This window comes from Bacteroides sp. RTP21281st1_H5_RTP21281_210402, assembly GCF_040918965.1.
GTDB lineage: Bacteria > Bacteroidota > Bacteroidia > Bacteroidales > Bacteroidaceae > Bacteroides > Bacteroides congonensis.
This window is the reverse complement of sequence record NZ_JBCOWR010000001.1, coordinates 63,156-79,547: the sequence shown is the minus strand read 5'-3', so window position 1 is coordinate 79,547 and position 16,392 is coordinate 63,156. Positions and strand designations below refer to the sequence as shown.

General features: G+C 49.5%; 14 protein-coding genes. 4 read left to right on the top strand and 10 right to left on the bottom strand.

Annotation, left to right across the window (positions count from 1 at the left end):
- Nucleotides 1-82 precede the first annotated feature (82 nt).
- The 9 genes from AB5443_RS00345 to AB5443_RS00305 form a co-directional block, all read right to left on the bottom strand.
- On the bottom strand, nucleotides 83-2,689 hold the full coding sequence (locus AB5443_RS00345; protein ID WP_368113017.1) for an ATP-binding protein: 2,607 nt from the start codon (nucleotides 2,687-2,689) through the stop codon (nucleotides 83-85).
- A 27-nt stretch (nucleotides 2,690-2,716) separates the two neighbouring features.
- On the bottom strand, nucleotides 2,717-3,931 hold the full coding sequence (locus AB5443_RS00340; protein ID WP_368113016.1) for a glycosyltransferase family 2 protein: 1,215 nt from the start codon (nucleotides 3,929-3,931) through the stop codon (nucleotides 2,717-2,719).
- A gap of 56 nt (nucleotides 3,932-3,987) precedes the next feature.
- Nucleotides 3,988-4,845 carry a glycosyltransferase family 2 protein gene (locus tag AB5443_RS00335; RefSeq protein ID WP_288360556.1) on the bottom strand — a complete coding sequence of 286 codons (858 nt, stop codon included), beginning with the start codon at nucleotides 4,843-4,845 and terminating at the stop codon, nucleotides 3,988-3,990.
- Nucleotides 4,846-4,859: 14 nt separating this feature from the next.
- Nucleotides 4,860-6,014 (bottom strand): glycosyltransferase family 4 protein, encoded by a 1,155-nt coding sequence (locus tag AB5443_RS00330; protein WP_195407155.1) that lies wholly within the window; start codon nucleotides 6,012-6,014, stop codon nucleotides 4,860-4,862.
- 50 nt (nucleotides 6,015-6,064) lie between these two features.
- The gene (locus AB5443_RS00325; protein ID WP_368113015.1) at nucleotides 6,065-7,189 is read right to left on the bottom strand and encodes a glycosyltransferase family 1 protein; all 1,125 of its coding nucleotides are present in this window, start codon (nucleotides 7,187-7,189) and stop codon (nucleotides 6,065-6,067) included.
- Between the two features lie 41 nt (nucleotides 7,190-7,230).
- Nucleotides 7,231-8,685 (bottom strand): lipopolysaccharide biosynthesis protein, encoded by a 1,455-nt coding sequence (locus tag AB5443_RS00320; RefSeq protein WP_368113014.1) that lies wholly within the window; start codon nucleotides 8,683-8,685, stop codon nucleotides 7,231-7,233.
- Between the two features lie 71 nt (nucleotides 8,686-8,756).
- Nucleotides 8,757-9,704 (bottom strand): glycosyltransferase, encoded by a 948-nt coding sequence (locus tag AB5443_RS00315; protein WP_303006327.1) that lies wholly within the window; start codon nucleotides 9,702-9,704, stop codon nucleotides 8,757-8,759.
- Nucleotides 9,705-9,746: 42 nt separating this feature from the next.
- Nucleotides 9,747-10,865, bottom strand: a complete 1,119-nt coding sequence (locus AB5443_RS00310) for a glycosyltransferase family 1 protein (protein ID WP_368113013.1) — start codon at nucleotides 10,863-10,865, stop codon at nucleotides 9,747-9,749.
- Between the two features lie 90 nt (nucleotides 10,866-10,955).
- Nucleotides 10,956-11,288: a helix-turn-helix domain-containing protein gene (locus tag AB5443_RS00305; protein ID WP_073344979.1), complete on the bottom strand. Its 333-nt coding sequence runs from the start codon at nucleotides 11,286-11,288 to the stop codon at nucleotides 10,956-10,958.
- 151 nt (nucleotides 11,289-11,439) lie between these two features.
- Between AB5443_RS00305 and AB5443_RS00300 the strand changes: the two genes are divergently transcribed.
- From AB5443_RS00300 to AB5443_RS00290, 3 genes are all read left to right on the top strand, one after another.
- On the top strand, nucleotides 11,440-12,417 hold the full coding sequence (locus AB5443_RS00300; RefSeq protein WP_022140235.1) for a Lin1244/Lin1753 domain-containing protein: 978 nt from the start codon (nucleotides 11,440-11,442) through the stop codon (nucleotides 12,415-12,417).
- A gap of 34 nt (nucleotides 12,418-12,451) precedes the next feature.
- Entirely contained in the window at nucleotides 12,452-12,613 is a 162-nt protein-coding gene (locus AB5443_RS00295) for a hypothetical protein (RefSeq protein ID WP_368113012.1), read from the top strand.
- Nucleotides 12,614-12,990: 377 nt separating this feature from the next.
- Nucleotides 12,991-14,787 (top strand): toprim domain-containing protein, encoded by a 1,797-nt coding sequence (locus AB5443_RS00290; protein ID WP_368113011.1) that lies wholly within the window; start codon nucleotides 12,991-12,993, stop codon nucleotides 14,785-14,787.
- A gap of 121 nt (nucleotides 14,788-14,908) precedes the next feature.
- On the opposite strand, the gene AB5443_RS00285 is transcribed toward AB5443_RS00290, so the two are convergent.
- A complete protein-coding gene (locus tag AB5443_RS00285; RefSeq protein ID WP_368113010.1) occupies nucleotides 14,909-15,166 on the bottom strand; it encodes a DUF4248 domain-containing protein in 258 nt (85 codons plus the stop codon).
- 227 nt (nucleotides 15,167-15,393) lie between these two features.
- On the opposite strand from AB5443_RS00285, the gene AB5443_RS00280 reads away from it, so the two are divergent.
- A complete protein-coding gene (locus AB5443_RS00280; protein ID WP_368113009.1) occupies nucleotides 15,394-16,302 on the top strand; it encodes an Rpn family recombination-promoting nuclease/putative transposase in 909 nt (302 codons plus the stop codon).
- Nucleotides 16,303-16,392: the final 90 nt, after the last annotated feature.

Sequence of the window (16,392 nt, the reverse complement as noted above, 5' to 3'; positions counted from 1 at the left end):
TAATTAAATAAGTTATTTACTATAATCTAAGCAACGTGTTGTATATCCATGTATCGCATTGTATAACTATGCGTCATACACCTTACGGAAGTGGTAACCATTTCTTTATCACCGCCTTTAACTTGTCATGCGCTATCGGTTTAGCTATAAAATCATTACATCCCGCTTCTTGTGCCGCTTTCCGATCCTGTTCATAAGCAAAAGCACTTTGAGCAATAATAGGAACCGTCGCAGACAGTTCGCGAATGATTTTCGTAGCTTCCAACCCGTCCAGATTCGGCATCTTTATATCCATCAGAATAAGATCCGGTTTCACTTCATCATACATCGTGACCGCTTCCATACCATCATGCGCACGGACAAGACGATGCTTTTTACCCAGAATAGCTTCCAATAAGTCGAAATTACTGTCCGTGTCTTCTGCCACCAAAATACAGGCTGATTTAACATTATCCCCATCTTTTTCCGCTTCAACATCCGCAGGCAAATCCTTTTCCCCGACCCTTGTAGCCTTGTACGGCAAAGTAAACGTAAACGTTGTTCCCGCTCCATACTCTGAACTGACAGAAATCTGCCCGCCGAGCCGTTCGACGATTGACTTACAGATAGACAATCCTAATCCCGTTCCCTGCGCATGCTGATTCAGTTTGGCGAAACGTTCAAATACACGTCCCACCTTTTCCGGTTCAATGCCCGTACCGGTATCCGTCACATGGAAAACAATCTGATTATCCACCAGTTGATATCCATAACTGATACTCCCTTCTTTCGTGAATTTCACCGAATTTCCTATCAGGTTCGAGATCACCTGGAATACCCGGTTCTTATCCGTTTCAATCATCAGGCTCTCGTCCGAAGGCTCGTAAACTAGGTTCACTCCCTGCGGAGTACGGAAGATATGCGCATCATGCACTTCCCTGCACAAATGGTTCAGGTTGACAGGCCCGTAAGAGAACTCGATAGTCCCCGATTCAATCTTCGACAAGTCGAGAATCTCGTTAATCAGTGTCAGAAGCCGTTCGTTGTTGGCATCTACAATATTGTAATACGTCTTTCTCTCTTCCGCGTCGTCACTTTCGGCTATCAGATGCGAGAAACCGACAATCGCATTCAGCGGAGTACGTATCTCATGGCTCATATTGGCTAGGAAAGCCGATTTCAGGTTGTCAGATTTTTCCGCTTTCTCTTTGGACGACATGAGTTCCCGCTTCATTATTTCCAGTTCCGTGACATCCCATTCGATGCTGACGATAATAGGAGAGGAGAGTTCGTCGCCGTCCACCCGTATCTTCCGTTTGTCGAGGATAATCAGGTTCCCGTTCCTGTCCTTGCCTTCCGCCGTCCAGTGCATCCCTTTTCCGGTACTGGCCACCTGAATATCTTCCTGCCGCTTCTTCTCTGCCACGATGAACGGATAATAGTCGAAGTCATTCATTCCGATAGAGGAATCGTTGAAGACATCCCGGTTGTACGATTCACGATTCCGGTAGATATACCGGAAATCATTATTAATTTCCTTCACTACAATCCCTGCGGGAAGATTATTAATAGTGGTATCCATAATCAGGTTAAGGCGTTTGATTTGAGCCTCATACCTCATCCGTTCCGAGATATCGTGCGCGAACGACCAGTAACTATCTTCTCCCGAATCATTGGTGACCTTGTACATCGTACATTCATACGCCAATATGTCCTTGTTGATTTTCGACGGATGATGCGCGATAAAATTGCTCTCACCGCCATCCGTAATGTCTTTGCAGCGGGTGTGCCACGCCTCTTGCGTAGGTAAGTCTGCGGCGATGTTGTATATTTTCAACTGACTGATGTCCTTGTTCTCCGCGATGCCGTGATTGTGAAGGAAGCGACGGTTGGCAAAGATAATCGTGCCGTCGGGTTTTGCGGCAAAGATACTCTCTTTCGCGTTGTTGATGGCATGAGTCAGTGTATTTATGTCATTTCTCCGGAGCTGTATATCCGTAATATTCTGTATATATCCCTCAAGATTCAGGCTACCGTCCGGCAGTTGTTCGCGCAGATATGTCTGGATAGTCATATAAAAAATCTTCCCGTCCAGGCGGATACGGTAACTGATACTTTCCGTGTAGAAATCCTTCAGGTTCCTGTTGCACCATTCCACAAACATATGCTGGTCTTCTTTCACAATCAGTTCCTTGTACTTGTCAAACGAGATATGCTGCACTTCCTCTTTCGCCAGTACACCCGTGTAACCTTGATAATGAAAGACATTCTCATTCGTATTATACGTCCATTGCCCGATTTGCGCCACTTTCTGAATCTCCCGCAGCGTGCGGTTCGTATGTTCCAGTTTGCGTTTTACGTTACTTCTTTGTGTGATGTCCCGATACTGGCAGAGCACCATGTCGTCATAAGGATACATCAGACATTTAAAATAATACGTCTCTCCCCTCAGTACCAGCTTGAAATTCTTGCTGATACTTCTTTGCTCTTCAAGCACTTCCCGGAAGACTGGCATTACCCTCTCCCGTGTATATTCCGGCAGAAGTTTGAATATATTCTTCCCTAAAAGTACATCTTCCTGCAGAAACCATGTGTCACATTGGGGCGCGATGTCCACGCAGACGCCATTCCTGTCCACTAATAGCATCGTATCCGCTGTCAGTTCCAATATTCTCTGTGCATTACTTGCATCATGTAATGTTCTGTCCATGTCTGTTTTCTTTTTTTTGATTTGTTTCTACTTCTCCGCCCGCTTCGCCTTTTCCCAAGCCCCGCTGCCTTTCTTCTTTCTCAGATACCGTATCCCTTTCAACACATTGACATTCATGAAAAGGAAATAATACGGAATAAAAAGCAACTTGTTCTTTATCTGCTTGGTAGACAGGTAATACCCCCAATACCCTAAAATATAGAAGAGAACCTGCAACCCGAGCAACATCCCGTAAAATACCGGTGAGCCACCCAGTAATAAAATCGCCACATTGAGCGGGAGCAGTGCGAACAGCAGAAACGGCGTGACCGACCACCGCAACACCCGGTGCGACGTATATTGAAAGCTCAACACCCCGTACTTGAAAGGATTCAGCAACGGGCGCAACCGCCAGATAGACTGCAACCCGCCCGCAGCAATGCGCACCTTCCTCTTCTCTTCTTCCCGCATATCCGCCGACCCGCTCTCGATGGCATACGCATTGGTACAATAAGCAATCGTGTATCCCTTCATCGTAATCCTCAACGAAAGAATAAAATCATCCAGCAACGTGTCCGGCTCCATTGCCTCGAACAACTCCCGGCGTACGGCAAACAGCTCTCCCGCAGCCCCCACGGCCGAATACAACCGTGCATCCAACGCCTTCAATGTCGACTCATACTTCCAGTAAATCCCTTCGCCACCGGCAGCCGCCCCGTCCTTCGTCTGCACGGCAATCCGTTTCTCACCTGCCACACAACCCACTTTCGGATTCTGAAAAGCAAGCACGATCTCCCGTATCGCTTCGCGGTTCACCATCGTATTGGCATCCGTAAAGACTACGAGCGGCGTATCCACAAGCGCCATTCCTCGTGTCATTGCTGCCGTCTTTCCCTGTCGCAACGGTTGGAAATACACCGTCGCCTTTCCTGCCCAGCGAGTCTGCAAACGCTCATTCGTACCGTCATCGCTGCCGTCCGTCACCCAGACGATATGCAGCTTGTCCGCCGGATAATCGAGCTCAAGACTGTTCTCCATCTTCTCGTCCACCACATCTTCCTCGTTGAAGGCAGTGATGAAGAGCGTCACTTCCGGCAGTTCCCCGTCAGCCGATGGCAGCGAGTACCTCACCGGCTTCACGAAAAGCTCTTTCAGCTTGACCAGAATATACAGCACAATCCCGTAGCCCAGATACGTATAGAACACGATGAACAGGGCAAACCAAAATATAATTTCAAGCCAAAGAGTAAGGGTATCGTTCATGGTCGTATTATTTGTTTAAATGGATATTATTCAATTCGTTTCAATCATTCATCTTTCTATTTTTTCTTTGCTACAAGATTACTGTCCTCATCCTTATACTCCTTCTTTTTCGTGAAAAGCCCGCCGATACCTTTCAGCCTGCTGACGACACGCACCCTGAAACTATCGAACAACGAACCGTCAGCCCCCACAGTGCCATATCCGGTCACAGCCCTTGCCCGTCTTTTGCGTACAAAAGCGATTTTCCCGTACGCCTTCAGTTGCAGAGCCAGATACCCGTCCTCACCCCGGATAATATCCGTGCGAATCCCCGTTTCTCGTGCAAAGTCCGTGCGGTAGGCAAACACGAGCCCGCGTACACTAAGTTCAGGACGTTTAAAAGATTGCAACCATAAATGCAGGTCGCGCGTTGCTTCATAAAATTTCAGTCCCAGCCAGGGATGCTCCTTGTCCGGAATGTAGCTCCACAGTGAGCTGACAGCTACTACACCGGGCTTTTCAAGCGCATCCACCATCGTTTCGACATACCTCGGCGGATACATGGTGTCAGAATCAATATTAATATGATATTTGCCCCGCGCATGATTTAATCCGCAGAGACGGGCAAAGCCGCAACTATGCCGTGTTTCCGTGAAATAAGGCACTCCGCATGCCTCATAGATTTCCGCCGTGCGGTCTTTCGATTCGTTATCCACACCGATGATTTCTACGGGATATTTGCACTGCATCTCGCTCAGCGACCAGAGGCAGGCAAGCAGATGCTTTTCTTCATTGTATCCGATGAGGGACACCGTGACGAGCGGTTCCTTGCTCTGCAATCCTGCGAGATTGCGGCGCACCTCTTCGATAACGGACTGCGGGGCTTCCGCAAAAGGTTTTTCGTATACCTGTAAATACTTGGAATACCATTTCATAGACATTGGATGCTTTATTTGTTATCAGATGCCGGGACAAGACTCTCGAACAGTCGTTTCCATTGCCCGGCTATATTTTCTATCCGGAACCGCCGGACGTCGATTCGTCCTTGCCGTCCCATCTCTTTGCGTATATCCTCATGCTCGATCAGATACGAAATCTTCCCGGCCAGTTCTTCTATATTTCCGTCTTCCACCAGCAAGCCGTCCTTTCCGTCGTCGATAATATCCCTCGGCCCGCAAGGACACGTGAACGAGACGGGCGGCACGCCGCATGCCATCGCTTCGATGATGACCATTCCGAACCCTTCGAAGCGGGACGACAGGGCGAATATGGAACTCTCGCAATATTTGTTGACAATGTCCGGCACGGTAGGTTCGAGGATACAGCTATCCGTGATTCCCAGCGAGTCAATCTGCTGCTGAAGTTGTTCGCGCATCCCGTCCCCGTAGATGCGCAACACCCAGTCCGGGTGCTTCCGGGCTACGATTTGCCAGGCGGGAATCAGCCGGTCGAACCCTTTCTGCGGGACGTAACGCCCGACGGCAATCACCTGTTTGCTGTTCCCGTCGGAAACCTTGTCCGGAAAGAAAGGAAGCGGGTTGTGAATCACTTCCACGTTCGACAGTTCCGTCCATTCGCGCGCGTCCTCGTGGCTCAGCACGATGAAGCGTTCCAGTTGGCGGAGCTGGCGGTACAATTGCGCTCTCCAGTACCGCCTTGCGATAGCCCGCATGAAGGCGGGCAGGCGGCTGTTGCTGAAATCCCTGTAATTGGACTTGTTGAAATGTATCTCGCCCAGTTTCACGCTGCCGTCCGTCATGCTGTTGATAAAGTTGATGTCGCGGCGGAGCAGGGAGATGGTGATGTCCGGCTTGATCTGATGCAGGCATTCGTTCAGTTTCCTCTTGAAAAGCCCTTGCTTGACGATATATTTCGGAAGCCTTTTGTAAAGCGGCATTCCGTTCAGTTGGTCGTAGTCGATGTCAAGCTGGTGAAGGATGATGGACGGGTGCAGGTCATAATATGGCTTCCGGTCTTTGCCTTCCGTCATGATGATATGTATTTCGTAACCGAACACTTCGGCAAAATAATTCGCTTTCAGTGTCAGCACCCGTTCCATGCCGCTGGGATAGTAGAGTGCAGGGATACAATAAGCTATTTTCATTGTTTTATCAATATATTGTTTGTTCTATAACTACTAAAAAAATACCTGCCCTATATGGAGACACCCACTTTGTCGATGACCTTTTGCATTTGCGCTTTCCATGAGAGCGGGCGGACGGATTCACGGATTTCCGCGGGAGTCATAGATTGATTCCGTTGGAAATCAATCAGTCGGGGGATGTCGATTAGCGATTCGTCTGCGGGCACTTTCCACACATAAGGCATGGAGTCAAAATCCTCATCGTTTTCCGAATACATGAAAGCAAGTCCCCGCGCGGCATATTCACGGTTTTTCAATGTTTTGATATAAGTGATGCCGCTTCGGTGGCGTCCCAGACTGCCGATGGCAAAGTCTGCTTTTTCAAATTGCGCGTTTAGTTTTTCGCTGTGCAGAGGGCCGTGTAAAATAACATACGGTTCCAGGTGATTGTCACGGATGACAGGCAGGATTTCTTTCCGTTCCCGTTCGCCGGACAGAGGGCCCACGATATGAAAATAAACCTTATATTCAGGATTAGTCCGGTAGTATTCGGCCAGTCCGTTTACCAGCCGGTCGAAACCATGCCAATAATGTACCTCTGCCACACCGATGAGGTGTAGCTCGTGTGAAGTGTCATTCCGGCCCTGTTTTATGGGGATAGCGTCAAAGTCTATCCCGTTGGAGATACGTATCGTTTTTCCGCCGAAAATAGTTTCCGCATTGGAGAATGTGACAATACCGTCCAGATGCCTTGATAGTTGGCGACGGAAGCAGCGGTCGATTACCAGGTGAAATTTCATTGACAGTGAGGAGTATTCCTGATCGTAAGGATACGTCGGGATTTCCATCACCACTTTGGCTCCGGTGCGTTTCAGATGCTTCACCAGATTCAGGGTGAAAGGATTGGCATTGTGATGCGAACGGATATAGACAAGATTGATATTTTCGCGGCGTGCGTAGTCCGCAATAGGCGAGTAGTATATACGTTTCCATACTTTTGCCGTCGTTCCCGTGCCGAAATCGGCGATTACTTCGTCGTCTACCATCCAACGCCGTTCGCCGGTAGCGGTGATATCATAATAACACAGGCGGACATCCACCCCACATTCTTTGAGGGCTTTCACCTGGTAATGTATTTTCTTACTAATTCCGTTGGCTTTGTCGAAGCCGTGGAAAATAAGGAACAAAGCTTTCATTCTTATCAATCAGTCTCTATAAATATTGCCTATTCTGTCTTCTATTTTCTCTTACCCGCCACGTTCCGCACTTTTCCAATGATGTCGTACTCATGCGTGGCTTGTATATAAATGCCAAAGATAATAAAACTAACGATACTTTTGGCTATAATTGTAAAAAATATGTTCATACCTTCCATCGCCCATTGCATGGGGACGAGTGCCGCCGCCATCAGCAGGCTGACTACGAGCGGCGAAATAAGCTGACGTATGAACGGCCACGCGCTCTGCCGGAAAGTCACCCGGTACATCTGCCAGTAGCACTGCGCGAAATTGATGGTGAACGTCACCACGATGCAGGCGGCTACCGCTGTCAGTGTGCCGAAATGGAAGATTCCGAGCAGTATCCCCGCTACATTGAGTGTGGACGAGAACACGCCGCAGACGAACAGGCTGCGTGTGTCGCCTGCCGCCTGAAAGATGGAGCCGGACGAGGAAAGGATAATCTGTATCCCGACCGAAAGCGCCAGTATCCGGAATACGGGTACGGACGGCAACCATTGGTCGCCGAAGATAATCAGCGTCACCTCTTCCGCCGTAAAGAAAAGCAACACGCTGAGCGGCAGGCCGATGAACGCAAGGAAGCGGACAATGCGTTCGTAAGAGCCGGCCAGTTTTCCTTTGTCGTTCTGGAAATCGCTGAAAATGGGGTGCATCACGGGCGTGATGACTTGCGTGATGTTTTGCAGGGGAAGCATCATCAGGCGGTAGGATTTTTCGTAATATCCGAGGGGGGACATACCCATGTATTTGCCAATCAGCAGTTTGTCCAGATTGCGGCTGAAATAATTGATGACGTTGAACAGGAACTGGTAGGCGGAGTAGGAGAAAATCTTCCGTAGCGGCGTCAGTCCCAACGTGAAGCGCAACCGCTGCGGATAACGCTGGTAGGAGATGGCGAATATCAGGACGCTGGAAAGTATCGGGTTGATAATCAGTGCATACAGTCCCGCCCCGCAGAGGGCTGCGGTCACGGCTGCTGCACCGCCGGACAGTTGTATGACGAAGCTGCGGATGGCGATAAACTTGAACTCCTTGTTGCGGTAGAACAGCGCTCCGGGCACGATGGTGGCGGAAGCGAAAAGCAGGTTGACGGAGAGCAGTTGGCACAGCGTGCGCAGGATTTCGCTCCCGTAATAGTCGGCGATGAGCCATGACGCGGCAAAGAACAGCACACTGATACCGATGCCCGTCCACACCGTGAACGAGAAGATGTCCGACAGTTCCTCTTTGGTCAGCGACTTATGCTGCACGATGGCAGGGGACACCCCCATGTCGGTGAAAAGGTTGAAAAACGCGATAATCACGGAAGCGATGGCCACCACTCCGAAGTCGTCCGGCGAGAGCAGGCGTGCCAGTACGCCTGCCACCACAAGCGAGATGATGACGCCGCTGTACTTGGCGAGTGCGGTGTAAAATACTCCGGAGAAGAGTTGTCCTTTGATATTGTTTGTCATTGTTGATAGTTGTTATTCTTAACTCATTGTTAATGGTTATTGTTTTAACTCATTATTTAAGATTGTTGTTATTAACGGTTAGTAAGCAGTGACTTGAATAATAGCGTCCCTATTGTCCTTGCCGACACATATTTCCGGTACTTGTGCAGGCATAGCCATGCCAGTCTGAGCCGTTCCGGCAATCTGAGCGTATGTGCCTGCCACATGGCGGCATCGAGCATCTGCGAGAGATACAGGTCGATGATTGCTCCGTTTTTGCGTTCCACTGTCCGCTTTTTGAAATCGAGTATTTCCCGTGTGACGGTAAGATATCCCTCGATGTTCCGGTTGGTGAACTTGCCTGTCATGATAGAGTTTTCTCTCATGCGCCGTTGGAAAAATGTCCGCTTGATGCAGGCGGTTTTTCCGGCTTGCAGGTAAAGCAGGGTGGTGAACAGCTGGTCTTCGTGCACGATGCCGGGATAAAACCGCAACCCGTTTTTCTCTAGAAAACTCCGGCGGATAAAGTTCAGGCACGCCGAAGGGGTATATTCCCGGTTTTCCAACTGTGTCTTGAGCGCTTCATCCCCGGTATAGGTTCTATCTTCCAGTTTGTCCGTGCGATTGTAACTTAGTGAAGGAGCATTCTTCAGGTTGCCGTCAAAAAAACTTTGCGCGTCGAAGAAAACGAAATCAAGCTTTTCTTCCTCACATTTGCGGTAGCACAGTTGCATGGCGTCTTTTTCCAACAGGTCGTCACTGTCCATGAAATAAATATATGTACCGTGAGCATGTAAGATACCGGCATTGCGTGCCATTGATAGTCCCTGGTTTGCCTGCGAGTATATTTTGATACGGTTGTCCGCGCTTTTCAGTTCTTCTGCTATATGGAGACTTCCGTCGGTAGACCCGTCGTTGATAATGATGATTTCCAACTCTTTCAGGCTTTGGCGCATAATGCTTTCCACCGCTTCCCGGACATATTTTTCAGTATTGTAAACAGGGATGACAACGCTGACTTTTATATTCTTGTTTTCCATGCTTTCTGTAATTTTTATGGCGCTGACGGATACTTTCCCGTATCATGCCCTGTTTGCCAGCTCTTTGTAGAGTGCGGCATATTGTTTACCCACTTTGCTTACACACATGTTTTCCATGGCATACGCATAGTTCATTTCTCCTTTTCCCCGGACGGACAGGCGCCTGCCTTCTTCCAGTGCCCATATGATGTCTTCTTTCCTGCCGGGGTGGAAAGTAGGATTCCCTGTACTTTTCAACACCCCGCCGATATTTCCGCAATCGGGCCCGATAATGACTTTACGGAAGAGGAACGCGAGAGGCACGTCGGCCGAATTCAATATGTCCTTTTGCTGAATCAGCAGCACGTCCGAGGCGGCAATGTAATAAGGCAGGTCACAGTCGTCTATCCGTTCGTCACCGGCACCGGCTTTCAGCTTCAGCGCACGGTTGAGTAGCGGCATCAGCAGATAATATCCGGCTCTTGACGCCCATCGTTTCAGAAAGTTCCGCCCGTAGCTGTCGTGTCGGGAAAAAGGGTGGAAACGTGGGGCTGACAGTAATTTGCGCGGCTCGTCCCAGGCGCGGAATGCATCCAGTGTCATGCGTCTTTCTTCGCGGTTGCGGAATTTCCCGATACAAGTGACAACGAACGCTTCCTGCGGAAGCCGCAGGTATTGGCGTGCACGCTCTACGCTGATATTCTCCTGATAGGTATATTGATAAATGTGATGTGGAATCACGACATTCCGGCTGCCGGGATACCTGGCGGCAAACTCGTCGCGGCTGAACCGCCCCATATGCACCACGACATCGCTTTGCGATTCGATGATGTCATACGCCCGGCTGATAACCTCATTGGCATCATGCGGTCGTACATTGTGGCGCGTATAGATGAAATGTGCCCCCCGCGAGCGGAAGAAGCGGATCCGTTCTTCGAGCCGGCGGATGATGCCGGAGTCGTCGCACGTCCAGCCCACCACTTCTTCCGGCCATTGGAAGTGGATGATGTCATAAGTCTTGTCCGATTCCCAGAATTCCTTTGTTGAACATCGCACGTCGATGCCGCCCGCACGAATGGCATCGCACAAGATGGGGACGAACAGATTGTCTGTGTCCCCATCTTCTCTGAATACAATAAGTGCTTTTATCGCCGGACTGCTTGTTTCTTCACTGTCATTCATGTTTTTTTCTGAGCCTTAATAAACTGAGCTTTGCCACAAAGGTATGAAAAGATATGATAATTCTATCTTTTTTTCCTGTCTAAATTCATGTCAGGACATTATTGGATGAGGGCAGAATAGTTCTGTATCTTCTATCAGCTTGATTATTTCTTCCGTAAAAGGGATTTTGTGTTCTGCCATATGCTGTTGGAGGAAGATGCAGGCGTGTATGTATGTGTGGGAGTCTATTCTGACAGGATGATTGTTCTGATACCATCTGTAGAAGGTGGATTTGTCTATGTCGAGATGTACGCACAGGTCTTCGGTTGTCAATCCGGATGCATGAAGCAATTCTTTTATCAATAGGATCTGGTTGTTGTATATCCGGTCTACGATATTGTTTTCTTCTATTTCAGCGAGTGTATGATTGCATTTTTGTTTCATTATAGGAATGGTTATTTGTAAATAATGATGCAAAGTTCCGATAAAATAAGATTCGGCATGTCGCAGATATGCGACCGATGGTATATAAAATATTCCACACCTTTGCGGCCGAAAGATTTACATGTTGAATTTTAAACACTTAGCTGTCGCGATGAAAAAAGACCAGTATTTCAATTTGGAGGTAAATTTATTGAGTGACGACAATATTGCCGGCATGATGTTGGAGTTGGGGGCTGCGGAAGCCCTCGGAATTTACGTGATGCTGCTGTTGCATCTGCGTACGAAGGACAATTACGAAGCCTCGTGCAAGCTGCTGCCGTTGCAGGCGCTTGCCAGGCGCTATGATATGGACTTGGATTTGATAGGACGCGTGCTCCGCGAATTCAACCTTTTCGAGGTGGATGAGGAGCGGCAGACGTTTCGTGCTCCTTACCTGGACAAGGTGATGAAAAACCTGGAAGCGAAGTGGCGGCTGAATGCCGAAAACGGCAAAAAAGGCGGTCGCCCGAAGAAGGTTGTGAAAAGCGCTGAAACGCCCGCCAGCAAGGGGCAAAAACCGAATGAAACCCAAGAGAAGAGAGGAGAAGAGAACAAGAGTATTACTCCTGTTGTGAACAACAGTAGCAATACCGGCGGAAAACGGGAAACTGCTGCTGTTGCTGCCGCTGGTATGAGGATTGTTCCGGCGGAAAAGGCCGGCGGACGTCCGTTGCAACAGGTGCTTCCATGGGAGAAACTGGTGGACGAGCTTGCCGCTTCACGGACGTACATGGAGCTGGCGGGACAGCATTCGGGCTTGGGGCTGCTTTTTCTTGAGCATCAGCAACAGGTCATCATGCTGTTCAAGAACCATATCCGGCTCTACGGCAAGGGGGGCGAACTGCTGTTTCTTGAGGATGTGCGGCGTTATTTCTCCAACTATGTCGCGGCAGGTTCTCCCACTTGCGGCAGGTTGCGCGATGTATTGCTACAGGAGCTCAAGGAGAGGGATAGCGGGAATATGAACCGGTTTGAGAGCATAGCCGGCGGGCAGCGGACGTATCTGGGACATGTCATTCCGGACGACGCGCCACCGCGGCCGGACAGCTCGGCAGTGTGGGACGACGTGCGCAAGAGGTGGGTGCACTGAGTCCGGCTTTCATCCTTCGCCGGACGGGGGATGGATGTCCTTCAGCCTGCGTCCGGGGCTTGTCCGCCCCACGCACGAAGGTTTCTCGCCCCACGTCCGGCAGGTACTCACCCCACGTCCGGATGACACGGATTACGCTGTTGCTTTATGCAATCATCATTCTAAAAACCGTGTAATCCGTGTAATCCGTGCCTAAATTAAAATTATCATTTAGTTCATTCCGGTGCTGAAATGGGAATTTATATTTCACCACAGATTACGCAGATTCACGCAGATTAAATAAAACAGATTAAATATTGCTTAAAAAATAACTTGGTACACAGTAAGGTGATGACTAATAAGTCGGTAGTAACTCTATTCTCCTCCTTCTGGAAGGAGGAGTCCCCGTAGGGGGAGGTGGTAGGTGAGTGCATCTGGCATAGATAACTTAGTATGAAAACAAATAGGCGCACCTACCACCCCGCCCTTTGGGCACCCCTCCTTCCCGGAAGGAGGGGAAGTGGATACTATCGACTATAAATTATCATTAAAACTGTAATGAAGTATTCAATCTAAAAAAGTAAAACAAAAATTATGAGAAATTTTGCCAGTCACCAAGTCGATGTACGTCATCGCACGAGTGGAGTTATCAAGACAATCTGTAATCAATGTCTCCCTACGCGGCATAACAAGCGCGACCGTTCGCTGCGTGTCAATATCGACACCGGACATTGCCACTGCTACCATTGCGGGGCCGACTTCTACGTCCCCGACGACAATGAAGAACGAGAGAAGGCAGAACGCCGTGCAGCCCGCCAGCGTCGTGCGGCAGCCGTTCCGCAGCATTTCCGTCGTCCGGTGTTTGACGCTTCGAAGACCACGCTGTCCGAAGCCACGGAACGTTGGCTGGTCGAAACGCGCTGCATCCCGCAGTCCGTCATAGCCGCGCTGCGCATCACGGAACAGGAAGAATTTATGCCGGAGTCCGCCGCGAAGGAGCGTTGCGTCTGCTTCAACTACTTCGAGGGCGGGCAACTCGTGAACACGAAATTCCGCAGCGGCAAGAAGCATTTCAAAATGGTGCAGGGAGCCGAACTGATTCCCTACAACATCGACTCCGTCGTAGGGCAGACGTCCTGCATCATCCACGAAGGCGAACTGGATGCCGCCTCTTCCATCGCTGCCGGATTTGAAAGCGTCATCTCCGTTCCTGCGGGCGCCAACTCCAATCTCTCGTGGCTCGACCGTTTCATGGAAACCCATTTCGAGGACTTGAAAGAAATCATTATCGCCGTAGACACCGATTCGGCCGGAATCCGCCTGCGTGACGAGCTTGTCAACCGCATGGGCGCCGAACGCTGCCGTATCGTCACGTACGGCCCCGGCTGCAAGGACGCCAACGAACATCTCGTCAAATATGGAATCGAAAGTCTCCGCATCGCCATCGGACAAGCGGCGGAAGTGCCGCTGGAAGGCATCTTCACCGCCGCCGACCTGCACGGCGACTTGCGTGCCCTGTTCGACAACGGCTTCGGCCCCGGCGCGGAAACCGGTTGGGAAGAGATGGATAAAATCTGTACCTACGAGCGCCGCCGCGTCGTCATTGTCACCGGCATCCCCGGCGCGGGAAAGTCCGAATGGGTGGACGAACTGGTGCTGCGTCTCTGCCTGCGGCATCAATGGAAGATTGGTTTTTTCAGTCCGGAGAATGTCCCTATCGCCTACCATCTCCGCAAACTGATCGAGAAGCTCACCGCCCACCGCTTCCAGAACGGCTGCGGCATGACGGAAAGCCTTCTGGCACGTTCCGAAGAGTTTCTGACGGAGAACGTCTCGCATATTTCCCTCAAAGGCGATGCCACTCCCGAGCGTGTGATAGCCAAAGCCCGTGAACTCGTCGTGCGCCGTGGCTGCCGCATCTTCGTCTTCGACCCGTTCAACCGCTTCGACCACGACCCCAAGCCGGGGCAGTCGGAGACGCAATATCTCTCCAACTTGTTGAATAAGTTCACCGAATTTGCTACTCAGAACAATTGCCTGCTGATAGTCGTCGCCCATCCGCGCAAGATGAACCGCAACCCTGCAACGGGCGTCACTCCGCGTGTGGAAATGTATGACATCAACGGTACCGCGGATTTTTACAACAAGGCTGATTACGGAATCGTCGTCGAGCGCGACAAGGAAATCGGCATCACCCGCGTATATGTGGATAAGGTGAAATTCAAGCATCTCGGAACGGGCGGTGTGGCTGCTTTCGTCTACGACCCCGTCAGCGGGCGGTATCTCCCTTGCGAAGAGTCTCATGACCCCGCCGTACCTGTCGACCAGCGTGCACGGAATACTGTCTTCGACAATTCCTGCTGGTTGCCGGAAAAGGAGCTGTTTGAATAGTGGTTAACGGGGGTAGTGACTAGTGATTAACGGAATTAATGATTATACCCCCAGTGGCATGAGTTTGCGCACCAATTGCGTCGCCTGTCAATTACTAAGCACTACTCCGTTAACCACTAAATTACGGCTCTTCGAGCACTTCCACGATGAGCCGTACCTGTGCGGGAGTGTAGCGTCTGCTCTGTGGATTCATGCCGGTGGCGAGCAGGCGATCTTTCAGTCCCGGAGCAGCGTCTATCCATTCGTTGAAGCGGGCTACCGCGCTCTGCTGCTTGATATAGGGGAGATATAATGCGGCAAGTTCGCCTTTTCCATAGCTGCGGTATTGGAATGTTTTTTCTTCTTCCTGTTCGGGAAGGTTTTCGGGTTTTGCTTTCATTGATAATGAGGATTGAGTTTGTATTTACCAGCTATAAAGTTACGCATTTTTACTGAGTTGTGCAAGTTTCGGGCCATTTCATTTGAGGGAAGTCGGAAACATTAGGGAAGGTTGAAAAGGAATGGATAGGAGTTAAAAAAAGGAAAAGAAACCGCTCACTTTGAAAAATATAGTATCTTTGTATAGACTGGATGCATTCCGGTCTATACAAACGTAAAACAAAGAAAATGGGAAAATTTATCAATCCGTTCACGGATGTAGGCTTTAAGAAAATATTCGGGCAGGAAATAACGAAAGACTTGCTGATTGATTTCTTGAACGGTCTGCTTGTAAACGAGAAGAGTATCACGGATATAACCTTTTTGGATAAGGAACTGCTTCCTGAATACATGGGTGACCGCGGAGTTATTTACGACATTTATTGCACGACAGAGAGCGGTGAACAGTTCATTGTGGAGATGCAGAACAAACAGCAGACGAATTTCAAGGAGCGGGCTCTTTTTTACTTGTCTCATACTATTGCCCGACAAGGAGAACGGGGCGCTCATTGGCAGTTTGACTTGAAAGCGGTATATGGCGTGTTTTTCCTGAACTTCTGTCTGGCGGACGCTCCGCACAAACTCCGGACGGACGTGGTATTGGCTGATCGTGATACGCATGAAACATTTTCGGATAAGTTACGTTTTATCTTTATCGAGCTTCCTTCTTTTCACAAAGAGGAATCGGAATGTGAAACTGATTTTGAACGTTGGATTTATGTATTGAAGAATATGGACACATTGAAAAGAATGCCTTTCAAGGCACGAAAATCGGTCTTCGAAAAGTTGGAGAAGATTGTGGACATTGCTTCCCTGACTAAAGAAGAACGCATGAAATACGATGAGAGTATCAAAGTGTTTCGTGACCAACTGGCTACCATCTCGTTCGCGGAAGAAAAAGGCTGGCGAAAAGGACTGGAGAGAGGGATAGAGGAAGGTATGGAGAAAGGTATGGAGAAAGGTATGGAAAAAGGTATGGAAAAAGGCATGGAGAAAAAGAGCCGGGAAATTGCCCGTAACCTTAAGAAATTAGGGGTTCCCGCCGACACTATCTCTCAGGCTTCCGGACTTTCCGTAGAAGAAATTGAAAATATCTGATGATAAGCACTTGCAGGAATGGCAGCATGAATCCGAAGTTCATGCTGCCATTTTTGTATCTTGGCCCTTCAAAACAGTAATGCCCGTTTT